This is a genomic window from Gammaproteobacteria bacterium (assembly GCA_032250735.1).
Taxonomy (GTDB): domain Bacteria; phylum Pseudomonadota; class Gammaproteobacteria; order SZUA-152; family SZUA-152; genus SZUA-152.
This window is the reverse complement of sequence record JAVVEP010000016.1, coordinates 38,737-50,578: the sequence shown is the minus strand read 5'-3', so window position 1 is coordinate 50,578 and position 11,842 is coordinate 38,737. Positions and strand designations below refer to the sequence as shown.

Genomic DNA, 11,842 nt, shown 5'->3' with positions numbered 1-11,842 from the left:
GTAGACATCCCTCCGTTTTTCGCTTTTACTATACGTAATCAAGACACGAAAACTGGAAGTTTCATGGAAGAAAATACAATTTTACTAGTGGAGGACAATCCGGATGATGAGGCCCTCACCGTACGCGCGCTCAAAAAGAACAATCTCCGCAATGAGCTGATCATCGCCCGCGATGGTGCAGAGGCCATTGACTATCTTTTCGCGGAGGGTCAGCACCAGGGACGTAACATCAATCAGTTACCCGCCCTGATCCTGCTGGATCTACAGCTGCCAAAAATCGATGGTTTTGGTGTATTGAAGCGATTGCGCGCCGATCAGCGCACCAGGTTTCTGCCGGTGGTGGTACTCACCTCGTCGGCAGAGCAGGAAGATATTCTCAATGCCTACGGCCTGGGCGCCAACAGCTATGTGCGCAAGCCGGTAGACTTTGATGAATTCATCAAGACGGTCGGCCAGCTCGGGCCCTACTGGCTGGTCACCAACCAGTGTCCCGCCGTCGTTGCGTAAGTGACGGCCGACAGTTTCTTCACAGACTCGGAGAGCCCTGAACGAATAACCCCGCTCACTGGGACAACAAAGATTCCAGTCGCTCCAGGTCATTCACGACCTTCCACTGTCCGCCGCCAGACTCCACTCGCTGTTTCCAGCCGGCAAGACGATCCAGATAGTTCCGCGGGTCGACATTATCGGCACGCAATTTTGTGACGTTCAGCGCCACCACGCGATAACCGCTCAACAGTAACGGGATCTCATCGCGCACATAACCTTCGCGCAGCTCTTCCTTCAGGTCGGAAAAGATCAGAATGGTTTTATGGCCGGCACCGGTTTCATTCAGGTATTCGACGGCCTGCAGTATGCCGCCGGTAATATCGGTGTGGGTACTGCTTTTCACGTCTTTCAGAAAGGAGGTGATATGCGCCTGGAATTTTCGCTTCTGCTCATTGCTGACGCTGGGGCGCGGATCAAAGCTGGCCTTGGTGACGATGTCCTTTTCACTAAAACTACCGGTATCCACCCGGGCCACTGCAAAAGAATCACCGGGATTGAGTTCCGACAGGGTGAAGTTGATGACCCGTCGCGCCTGCTCCAGTTCCTGCGTATAGGTGCCGGAGGTATCGATCAGCAGGTACACGCCACGGCTGTCCGCCACCGGCTCAGCGCCATTTGAGCAGGCCGTTAACGCCAATCCTGTGGCGATAATCAACACACCCGCCCATCTTGTTTTGCTCACTATCTGCATCAATGCCTGCATGGTTCTATTCCTTTTCAGGGGGTGATGGTTGGAGACAAGGCTGCCGAACTCAAAGCCTCGTCCTGGCTTACGTGCGCGTCCTTTTCCCTTGCTGCGCGACGGATCAACTGCTCTACCCACAGCGGGGCGAAGATCAGCAGATCATAGATATTGGTCAGCATGCGACCGGAAAAGCGCGCCACATTCCCTGCAAAGCGCAGGCCCCAGTTCAGCAGGCGCAACAGCATTACCGCCAGCACACCCAGCACGGTGCGCGTGGAATGGACAAAGGATTCCAGCGGGATCGCCACAAAGGTCAGCGCGAAGGGCAATATAAATCCCATGCCCATCTGTGCCGCGGTGGTGATCCAGAGGTGGGAGTTCTGCACAATCTCGGTGGCGCCATCGGCGCGCAACAGGGCGCGGGTGGCGGCGGCGTCCTGCATGAGGATCTCACGCATGTACGCGAGCCCCGCCTCAATGCCCGCCAGGGAAAACAGAAAGATAAAGGCCGCCCACAGGATGACCCGTCGCAGTTTGTCATCCAGCGCACCGATCACCGGGAACAGACGGGTAATGCGCAGGGCCTCCATCAGGAACAGGCCCATGGCAATCTCCACCAGGATGATCACCATCGCGGCGATGCTGGAGACGGGATAACCCATAATGCGTGACGTGCCACCGACCATCTCGGACATCGGTGTGGCGATCAGGTTAAAATTGATCGCGGCGCCACCCACGGCAATCAACAATACAAAACCGGCCACAAAGAATTGCGTGAGCGAGGACGATGACAGGGTGCGCACCGCCCGACTCGTGCCCCGCACAATATCTTCGTAGTCCGCCATCTGGCGATCAATGCCCCGGGAACGCTCCAGCAGGCTCTCAACGTTCTTGTTCACCTGCGTCAGGCGTTGGCCGACCTTGCGCCAGTGCGGCATCATTCCCTTGAGGATTTGATGGCGCGCACGACTGGATTTTCGACACTGCTCTATCGCATCATCACTCGCCTTTTCCAGTGAGGCGTGAATGTCTTCGAGGATGTTGCTGACCACCGGGTCACCCTTGGCGGGAATTTTCGCCACCGCATCCACCGCCTTAACCCAGCCAGGTGGTGCCGGCGGCACTTCAATGCTCGACTGGTAGTCTTCATCGAGCAAGATGACCTCTTCGCTGAGCTGCCGATGCAATGCCGGATATTCCGCCAGGTCACGGCGCACGGTGGCGTCGATGCGTTCAAATTCACGCTCGATCATGCGCTCGGCGGCCTCTCTCCCCTGTGCCAGCAACACGTCCTTATTGCGTTGCAACATCCAGCCTTCCCAGCGCAGCACCGCATTGGCTGACAGGCGCAGGGCATTGTGCAGCACGCGGCTTAAGGCATTGATGGTTTGATGCGCCGGCTCCCGGGCGATGTACAGCAACAACGCCAGTATCACAAACCAGATCAGCCCAGAGAGAAACGCGCTAGGCACTATCATGTAGATATCCATATAGGACATTTCGATCTCCTCTATCCACGGAATGCATAACCACATTCCCAACTGTCATCATGTTATAAGCCAAAGCCCGGTCAAAAACGCCAACCGAATCACAAAAAGAAGTTACGCACTTTTTATTCTCTCTCGCATCCTCCAGGCAATCCATTGGGCAAAACCCGCAACGCAAAAAAATGGGGTATCGACGATTACGTCGATACCCCGGAAAAGCGTTAATGTCTCTATTTACACATTCAACGAGACGTTAAAAATTAGCCATTTTTCAGCTGTTCCAGAATCTGGAGCAGGCGCTTCGGTTCCACATAACCGGGAATAACCCGCCCATTCTCCAGCACCATTGTGGGCGTGCCTGTCACGCCCACCAGCTTGGCGGCATCCATGTGGGCCTCGATCGGCGTCGCGCAGTCGGCCTTGGGCAGGGTTTCTCCCGACTTGGCCCTGGTCATTGCCGCGGGGCGGTCGTCCGCACACCACACGGAAACCGCCTTGAAATAGGACGGAGTGTTTATCCCGGAGCGCGGGTAGGCGAGGTAGCGCATGGCGATGCCCAGCTTGTTGTACTCTTCTATCTGCTGGTGCATTTTTCTACAGTAGCCACAGTCGATATCGGTGAAGGCGGTGATGGTAAATTTCACCTTGTCCGCCGCCGGCGAGAAGACCACCATGGTCTTTTCATCCATCTCACTGATAATGCTGGCGCGACCCACATTGCGTTTGGCTTCGGTGAGATTCACCCGGTTCTTCAGGTCGTACAGGTCGCCTTCCAGCATGTAGCGGCCATCGCCCGAGATGTAGATAATCTGCGGCCCAAAAACGGCCTCATACATACCGGGGAATCCGGCAGGCTTGATACTTTCGGCCTGGGCCTGCGGCATCAGTTCAGACAGCACCTTTTTTATGGTGGCGAGATCGTCGGACTCCGTCGCCAGTGATTGCGCGCTAAAAGACAGGCTCGCAAACACTGCCAGTAATGTGAGCAGTGCGGTTCCGTGCGCGGCTTTGCGGGTAAAATATTTCATGCGATTTTATAACCTCTGTTGATGCTTGATGTGTTGGGGCTCGAGCAATCACGACGAAAATCGCCGATATTAATCCCGAAAGTTGGTGTATTGCAGGGGCAGTTCCAGCTTATGTTCCTTCAGCAGGGCCATTACCGATTGCAGGTCATCACGCTTCTTGCCCGTCACCCGCACCTGCTGATCCTGAATGGCGGCCTGTACCTTCAGCTTGGCCTCTTTGATCAGTTTGATAATCTTCTTGGCGGTCTCCTTGTCCAGGCCCTCGCGCACGGTGACCTTCTGTTTGACCTTCAGATTACTGGTCTCCGGTTCGCTGATATCCAGGCAGCCAGTATCTATGCCACGTTTGACCATTTTATTACGTAAAATGTCCATCATCTGCTGCAACTGGAAAGGCCCTTCGGCAAGCAGGGTCAATTCATTGCCGGACTGTTCAAATTTGGCGTCTGCGCCCCGGAAATCAAAGCGCGTGCCGACCTCCCGGTTGGCCTGATCCACGGCATTACTGAGCTCGTGCATATCGACTTCAGAAACCACATCAAATGATGGCATTCACTTTTCCCCTCTAATCTGGAAACGGTCGTTGAACGAGAATCGATGGGCGATCGTCGCAGCAAACGCCCGTTAACCATTGCCCTCAGACTGGCAAACAACGATCAACGGTGGTTTCCCTATGGATTTATTCGAATCTGTCCGCGCCCGTCAACCACGAGGATGATGTGCCGCATGCAGGCTTTTCAGACGCTCGCGCGCTACGTGAGTATAAATTTGTGTGGTGGACAAGTCACTGTGCCCCAGCAACATCTGCACCACGCGTAGGTCCGCACCGTGATTGAGCAGGTGGGTAGCGAAACTGTGGCGCAGGGTATGCGGCGACAGGGGGCGGGTGATCCCTGCCTGCTGCGCATGGCGCTTGATCAGGTACCAGAAGGCCTGCCGGGTCATTCCCGCCCCACGCTGGGTGACGAACAGCTGTTCCGATTCACGCCCCTTCAGCAGCCCGGGACGGGCGCCGAGCAGATACTGCTCCAGCCACTCGACGGCCACCTCACCCATGGGCACCAGCCGTTCCTTGCTGCCCTTGCCCAGGGTTCGCGCCACGCCCTGGCGGAGGTTGACCTGCAATACACGCAGCCCCACCAGTTCCGACACCCGCAGCCCCGTGGCATACAGCAGCTCCAGCATGGCGCGATCCCGCAGACCCAGTTCGGTGGCAGTATCGGGTGCCTTGATCAGCCGCTCGACATCGGCCTCCGTCAGCGCCTTGGGCAGTGAACGTCCCAGACGCGCCGCCTCGATGCGGTCACTGGGGTCTTCGGGGATCTCCCCGTCACGCACCGCCTGCTGATAAAAGCGCCGCAGGCTGGACAACAGTCGTGCCGTGGTACGGGGTTTGGCCTCGGCCCCCACCCGTTCCGCCAGATAGTCCAGCAGATCCTCCCGCCGTGCCGCCAGCAGTGGCTGGCGGCGATGCTGGTCGAGCCAGCCGGCAAATCCGATGAGATCCGATCGATAGGCCGCCAGCGTATTGCGGCTCAGCCCCCGCTCCATCCACAGGGTATCGAGAAAGCGGTCGATCTCGGCGCTGCCGCGGTCGGCGCCCGGCGCGGGCTCAACCACAGACCACGCCCTCGTGGGCCAACAGCGCCCGCTTGATACAGAGCTGTTCACCGGCCACAGCCCCGGCATAACCGCCGATGCCGGATTGCGCCAGGATGCGATGGCAGGGCACCACGATGGGTACCGGGTTGCGTCGACAGGCCTGGCCGACCGCCTGGGCGCCACTGCGCAGGGCCTGAGCCAGCTGACCGTAGGTCTGGGTCGTTCCCACCGGCACCGCCCGCAAGGCGGACCATAGCCGCTGCTGAAATTCGCTGCCCTGCATCTGCAGGGGCAGATCGAAGGGGCGCTGTGGATCCTGCAGATAGGCCTCCAGCTGGCGCGCAACCGTCTCGGCCAGGGCGGTCGATGGCCCCAGCGGCACGGCCGGCGCGGGGACAATATCGATGCTGCACAGGGCGCCGCCGCTGTGCGTGGTGTATATCGCCAGCCACAGCGGTTGTCCGGGCAAGGCAAAGGGCAGGACGGCACCCGGCCAGGGAGATGACTGACCGGATAATCGCGGTGATGGTTTGCTCATGGATGCTGGACTCGTTTCATCGCCCTATTCTGACGAAAAACCGGGACAAAAAAAACGCCCGGATAAACCGGGCGTTTTTTGATGCGACATACAGGATGCCGGCCTACAGCTTTTCTTTGATACGTGCTGCCTTACCCTTCAGATCACGCAGGTAGTACAACTTGGCGCGACGTACGGCACCGCGACGCTTGACCTCAATCTCGCTCACCAGCGGGCTGTAGGTCTGAAACACGCGCTCAACACCTTCGCCATGGGAGATTTTACGCACCGTGAAGGAAGAATTCAGGCCGCGATTGCGCTTGGCAATCACGATACCTTCAAAGGCCTGCAGACGCTCGCGCGTGCCTTCTTTCACCTTGACCTGTACCACGACAGTGTCGCCAGCACCGAAAGCAGGAACCACTTTGGACATCTGCTCGGCTTCGATTTGTTTAATTAGTTCGCTCATGTCCTGCTCCAATCGTTCCTGGCCATCACCTTGCGCCAAAACATTTTCAAAAAGACGGGCCAAAAATCCGGCCTAAAAATCAAGGCGCGAATTATACCTGCATCCGCCCCCGGAAACATAGCCTTTGTCCAATAAAATAACGCACAAATTGCCGGGCAGATGGGCAACTGCGCCGATCAATTTTGTGCATGCTCCCGAATGAACTCATCCAGCAGCTGCTGCTGGTGCGGATCCAGCGTCAAATCCTGCAATAAATCCGGGCGTAGCAGCCAGGTTCGGCCCAGGGCCTGTTTCTGTCGCCAGCGATGGATGGCCGCATGGTCACCACTGAGCAACACGGCAGGGACCTCCACCCCGTCCACCCGTTCGGGGCGCGTATAGTGCGGATAATCCAGCAATCCGTCACTAAACGAATCCTGCGTCGCGGAATCCTCATGCCCCAGCGCACCGGGTAACAGCCGCGTCACCCCATCGATCAGCACCATGGCAGCCAATTCACCACCACTGAGCACGTAATCGCCAATCGACCATTGCTGATCAATCTCCGCGGCGATCAGGCGCTCATCCACGCCTTCGTAACGACTCGCCACCAGCACCATGCCCGGCAGGGCCGCCAGCTCGTGCAACCCGGCCTGGGTCAGGGTCCGCCCCTGGGGCGAGAGGTGGATCACCGGCGAGCCCTCGGGGGCCTGAGCCCTGGCCTCACGGATCGCCGCCCGCAGGGGCTCCAGCTTCATCACCATACCGGGGCCACCGCCGTAGGGACGGTCATCCACGGTGCGGTGCCGATCGGTGGTGAAGTCCCGCGGGTTGCAGCTGTGGATCGACAACAGTGCCTGCTCCACCGCACGCCCGGTGATGCCCACCTGGCTCACGGCATCCAGCATCTCCGGGAACAGCGTCACCACGCCGATGTGCATCATCTCAGCGTCGTACGGCTGGTAGGCGAGAGGCGGGCGCTGGGGGCATTATTCACAATCGGGATCCCAGTCCACCTGTAGCGTACCGGCATGGAGATCGACGGCCTTAACGATGGGCCCCAGCACATAGGGGATCAATCGCTCACGATCACCCTTCACCACCAAGACGTCGTTGGCGCCGGTTTCCAGCAGATGATCCACAACGCCAAGCACTATACCCTCCACGGTCAGCACCGTGAGTCCCTGCAGATCGCTCCAGTAGTATTCACCTTCTGCGGCGGGGGGGAGCTGGTCACGGCGAATGGCGATTTCCTGCCCGGTGAGACGGGCGGCAGCATCGCGATCATCCGCCCCCCTGAATTTTGCCACCAGGCCCTTGCCGTGGGTTTTGACTTCCGTCACGGGCGCGATATCCCAGCCCGTATCACCGGTTGCGGGCGCCTTGTTGTTTATCGGTCGGGTATACCAGGGATCGTAGTCCAGCAGATTGTCCAGCGGATCGGTATAGGAATAGAGTTTCAACCAGCCACGCACACCATAGGGTGCGCCGATTTTGCCGACAACGAGGTACTGCGTCTCGGTGGAGACCGTTTCTGTTGACGTCATTGCTTTCGAGACTGCTTTCGAGGTCATCGCTGTTGAAACCGGGGAGACAACCCCGGCTGTGCTAAAAAGACCGGCTTGCGCCGGCCATCATAAACAATCGATTAAGCGGCCGCTTTCTGCTTCTGTTTCAGCAGGCTGGCGACACGATCAGAGACCTGGGCGCCCTGAGAGACCCAGTGCGCAATGCGTTCGACATCCATGCGTAATGGCTCTTCAACGCCCTTTGCGACAGGGTTGAAAAAGCCCAGGCGCTCAATGAAACAGCCGTCGCGCTTGTTGCGGCTATCGGTCACAACGATGTGGTAGAAAGGGCGTTTTTTGGCGCCGCTACGTGACATACGGATGGTTACCATGCGTGTAAATCCTTCATTTAATCAATAAAAGTCGTCAATAAATTCTGGTCGATCAGGCCGTACCCATCAACAGGCAGCCCAAGAGAGCCGCGCATTCTACGCCAATCCGCTAGAAAAGGAAATGGCGTATAACGCGGAGTCACGGGGCGCTAAAAGGGCATTCCCGGCGGCATTCTGCCCTTGAGGCCGCGCATCATCTTGGCCAGACCGCCACCCTGGGTCATCTTTTTCATCATCTTCTGCATCTGGGTGAACTGCTTGAGCAGGCGGTTGACATCCTGCACCTGGGTACCCGAGCCCGCCGCAATGCGACGCTTGCGCGAACCCTTGATGATGGCCGGATACTGGCGCTCCTTCATGGTCATGGAGCTGATGATGGCCTCCAGGCGGGAAAATTGCTTTTCATCGACATTCTTGGCGGCGCCGGCCATCTGGCCCATGCCGGGCATTTTGTCCATCAATGCGGCAATGCCGCCCATGTTCTGCATCTGTTGCAACTGGGTACGGAAATCCTCCAGATCAAAGCCCTTGCCCTTGGAGACCTTTTTGGCAAGCTGCTCGGCCGCCTTGTGGTCGACCTTGTGCTGCGCCTCTTCGATGAGCGACATGACATCACCCATGCCGAGGATGCGCGAGGCCATGCGGTCCGGATGGAAGGCCTCCAGCGCGGTGGTCTTTTCACCCACACCGAGGAACTTGATGGGCTTGCCGGTGATCTGGCGGATCGACAGCGCCGCACCGCCACGAGCGTCGCCATCGGTCTTGGTGAGAATCACGCCGGTGAGCGGCAGAGCCTCGTTAAAGGCCCTGGCGGTATTGGCGGCGTCCTGGCCGGTCATGCTGTCCACCACGAACAGGGTCTCCACCGGCGTGATGGCCGCATGCAGATCCTTGATCTCGGCCATCATCTCCTCGTCGATGGCGAGGCGGCCAGCGGTATCGATGATCACCACGTCCACGCCCATCTTGCGGGCCTGCTCCACGGCGCCCTGGGCAATGGTCAGCGGCTTCTGGGAGGGGTCACTGGGGAAAAACTCCACACCGACTTCCGCCGCCAGGGTTTTCAACTGCTCGATGGCGGCCGGGCGATAGACGTCGGCACTGGCCACCAGCACCGATTTTTTCTTGCGTTCCTTGAGCCAGCGCGACAGCTTGGCCACGCTGGTGGTTTTGCCCGAGCCCTGCAGGCCGGCCATCAGAATCACCGCCGGTGGGCGCACCGTGAGGTCCAGTTCCTCATTGGCCTCGCCCATCACCTTCACCAGTTCGTCGTTGACGATCTTGATCAGGGCCTGGCCGGGTGTGAGGCTCTGCATCACCCCTTCACCCAGGGCGCGCTCCTTCACGTGGTCGACAAATTCACGCACCACCGGCAAGGCGACATCCGCCTCCAGCAGGGCCATACGCACATCACGCAGGGTATCCTTGATATTGGATTCCGTCAGTCGCGCCTGACCTCGCAGGGTCTTAAGGGTGCCACTGAGGCGTTCGCTAAGGCTGTCAAACATGGGTCATTTCCTAAAAGGTACTGAGTAAAGTGTCACATCAAAACACCCGGATAGCCTGCCCCGTGCCGCTTGCTGGAACCGTGTGGCTGATAAAAACCACAGCAGCACGCTACCGCTACGGCCGTGCCATGCTACTTTGGGCGTCGAATGTGAATCGATCCAGTCGATCGATAAGGTGAGGATTATAACGTGAAAATCAATCCCGTTCCGGCGGCAGTGATTTTGCGGTCGGCGATGGCCTTGCGGCACTCCGCCATGATCACCGATTCATGGCCGGGCTTGTTGTGGGTGATATACACATCGGGCTGGTGCTTGAGCTTCTTCAGATCGGCCGCCAACAGCTCGGCCGTGTAGTGTCCGGAACGTTTGCTGAGCTCGATATCCGCATTGGCGAAAGCGGCCTCCACCAGCAACAGGTCAAGGCGGTCGTGGCCGTTGAGCACCTCCCAGAAGTTGTCATTGGTGGTGGTATCGCCACTGAAGGCAAACGCACCGGATGCACAGGCCACGCGATACCCCACCCCGGGCACGATATGGTTCACCTCAATCATCTCCAGCGTGCGCCCTTCCAGCTCGAACACGTCACCGGGGGTCAAGGTCCGGTACTGCATCACGGGTTTGTCCTCGGTGGGCAGCTTGGCGAAATCGGGCCAGATGGTCCAGTTGAAGACATGAGTCTGCAGGGCCTGCAAGGTCACGGGCTGACCGTGGACGATCAGGGGGTCACGAATACTGGGGAAAATACTGTCCACCAACAAGGGCAGAAAGGAGAAATGGTCGAGGTGTGAATGGGTCAGAAAAACATGGCGAATCTTGCGCATCTCATCCAGCGTCAGTTCACCTACACCGCTGCCGGCATCGATCAGAATGTCATCATCAAGCAGGAGAGAGGTGGTACGCAGGTCATTCCCCACACCACCGCTGCATCCCAGCACGCGTAGCTTCATAGACCACCCAATGGGTTGTTGATTCGTTTAACAGCGAGGGAAATATAATTTTTCCCTGAATTTACATGATGATAGCGCAATGTGCCAGCCCAATAATTTTTCAGTATCATGAACGCCGCCCTGTGCCAGGACGAACGTCGGGATAGCCCTTTTCGGTACCCCCTAACCGTAAACAGTTCAATGAAGACACTAGCGGCAAGTAAATAATGAATATTTAGCCCGCGCACCCACAGAAAGGCGGTGACAGGTCACAAATTAATGAAAAACATTGACAAACCGGGCACCGAACCGACTTAATACGCCCACACAACAGGTGCGCTGCCACCGCCATTTGCGACTAAAAAAAGACATGATTCAAACACTCACCGGCATTATCGCCCTCGTTCTCTATTCTGTTGCCGGCCTGCTGCTGGCCAGACGGCTGTTCCATGATCGCACCAAACCGGAAAAGACTGGCGGCTTAAGCAAGGCGCAGATCATCGCGATCGGTTTGATTGCGGTGCTATTCCACACCATAACGCTGTATTTCACCCTGTTTGTGGATGGCGGACTGAATATCGGCTTTTTCAACGCCGTGTCGCTGATTTCCTGGCTGATTGCCCTGCTGATATTACTCGCCGCGCTGTCGAACCCGGTGGAAAGCCTCGGGGTATTCCTGCTGCCGCTGGCCACGATCGCCATTTCACTGGAGATGATTTTTCCCACCCAGCACACGCTGATGGCTGTGCAGGCGCTGGAGCTGAAACTGCACATCATGATGTCGGTGCTGGCCTACAGCCTGTTGAGCATCGCCGCCGTGCAATCCGTCTTGCTCGCGATACAGGACAAGCATCTGCGCGAAAAACGCCCCGGCGGCTTTATCCGCACCCTGCCCCCCATGCAGACCATGGAGACCCTGCTATTTCAGTTAATCGGCCTGGGACTGACGGTGCTGACCCTCTCCCTGATCAGCGGCGTTATCTATCTGGAGGACATGTTCGCCCAGCATCTGGTGCACAAGACCATACTCTCGATGACCGCCTGGGTCGTATTCGCCACCCTGCTGTGGGGGCGCTGGAAATTCGGCTGGCGCGGACGCGTCGCCATTCGCTGGACACTCACCGGTTTTGTCGTCTTGCTGCTCGCCTACATCGGCAGTAAATGGGTGGCCGAAATCATGCTGGGACGCTAA

The 11,842-nt window shown here is 57.9% G+C and carries 14 protein-coding genes; 2 read left to right on the top strand and 12 right to left on the bottom strand.

Annotated elements, in window-relative coordinates; genetic code table 11:
- Positions 1–63 precede the first annotated feature (63 nt).
- The gene (locus tag RRB22_10390; protein ID MDT8384815.1) at positions 64–507 is read left to right on the top strand and encodes a response regulator; all 444 of its coding nucleotides are present in this window, start codon (positions 64–66) and stop codon (positions 505–507) included.
- Between the two features lie 55 nt (positions 508–562).
- Here RRB22_10390 and RRB22_10385 read toward each other — a convergent pair whose 3' ends face one another.
- From RRB22_10385 to RRB22_10330, 12 genes are all read right to left on the bottom strand, one after another.
- Complete coding sequence (locus RRB22_10385; protein ID MDT8384814.1) at positions 563–1,252, bottom strand: VWA domain-containing protein; 690 nt, start codon at positions 1,250–1,252, stop codon at positions 563–565.
- Between the two features lie 14 nt (positions 1,253–1,266).
- A complete protein-coding gene (locus RRB22_10380; protein MDT8384813.1) occupies positions 1,267–2,733 on the bottom strand; it encodes a hypothetical protein in 1,467 nt (488 codons plus the stop codon).
- Positions 2,734–2,981: 248 nt separating this feature from the next.
- On the bottom strand, positions 2,982–3,749 hold the full coding sequence (locus RRB22_10375; GenBank protein MDT8384812.1) for a thioredoxin fold domain-containing protein: 768 nt from the start codon (positions 3,747–3,749) through the stop codon (positions 2,982–2,984).
- Between the two features lie 69 nt (positions 3,750–3,818).
- Positions 3,819–4,301, bottom strand: coding sequence for a YajQ family cyclic di-GMP-binding protein (locus RRB22_10370; protein MDT8384811.1), 483 nt, complete (start codon positions 4,299–4,301; stop codon positions 3,819–3,821).
- A gap of 150 nt (positions 4,302–4,451) precedes the next feature.
- Positions 4,452–5,369: a site-specific tyrosine recombinase XerD gene (gene xerD / locus RRB22_10365; GenBank protein MDT8384810.1), complete on the bottom strand. Its 918-nt coding sequence runs from the start codon at positions 5,367–5,369 to the stop codon at positions 4,452–4,454.
- Positions 5,362–5,889: a methylated-DNA--[protein]-cysteine S-methyltransferase gene (locus RRB22_10360; GenBank protein MDT8384809.1), complete on the bottom strand. Its 528-nt coding sequence runs from the start codon at positions 5,887–5,889 to the stop codon at positions 5,362–5,364. The genes xerD and RRB22_10360 overlap by 8 nt, the downstream gene beginning before the upstream one ends.
- 103 nt (positions 5,890–5,992) lie before the next feature.
- Positions 5,993–6,337: a 50S ribosomal protein L19 gene (gene rplS / locus RRB22_10355; protein MDT8384808.1), complete on the bottom strand. Its 345-nt coding sequence runs from the start codon at positions 6,335–6,337 to the stop codon at positions 5,993–5,995.
- A gap of 176 nt (positions 6,338–6,513) precedes the next feature.
- Positions 6,514–7,257 (bottom strand): tRNA (guanosine(37)-N1)-methyltransferase TrmD, encoded by a 744-nt coding sequence (gene trmD, locus RRB22_10350; GenBank protein MDT8384807.1) that lies wholly within the window; start codon positions 7,255–7,257, stop codon positions 6,514–6,516.
- 48 nt (positions 7,258–7,305) lie between these two features.
- Complete coding sequence (rimM, locus tag RRB22_10345) at positions 7,306–7,863, bottom strand: ribosome maturation factor RimM (protein ID MDT8384806.1); 558 nt, start codon at positions 7,861–7,863, stop codon at positions 7,306–7,308.
- A 101-nt stretch (positions 7,864–7,964) separates the two neighbouring features.
- The gene (rpsP, locus tag RRB22_10340) at positions 7,965–8,216 is read right to left on the bottom strand and encodes a 30S ribosomal protein S16 (protein MDT8384805.1); all 252 of its coding nucleotides are present in this window, start codon (positions 8,214–8,216) and stop codon (positions 7,965–7,967) included.
- A gap of 149 nt (positions 8,217–8,365) precedes the next feature.
- Positions 8,366–9,724, bottom strand: coding sequence for a signal recognition particle protein (gene ffh / locus RRB22_10335; GenBank protein ID MDT8384804.1), 1,359 nt, complete (start codon positions 9,722–9,724; stop codon positions 8,366–8,368).
- Positions 9,725–9,906: 182 nt separating this feature from the next.
- Entirely contained in the window at positions 9,907–10,671 is a 765-nt protein-coding gene (locus RRB22_10330) for a 3',5'-cyclic-nucleotide phosphodiesterase (GenBank protein MDT8384803.1), read from the bottom strand.
- 349 nt (positions 10,672–11,020) lie between these two features.
- Between RRB22_10330 and ccsA the strand changes: the two genes are divergently transcribed.
- Entirely contained in the window at positions 11,021–11,842 is an 822-nt protein-coding gene (gene ccsA / locus RRB22_10325) for a cytochrome c biogenesis protein CcsA (protein ID MDT8384802.1), read from the top strand.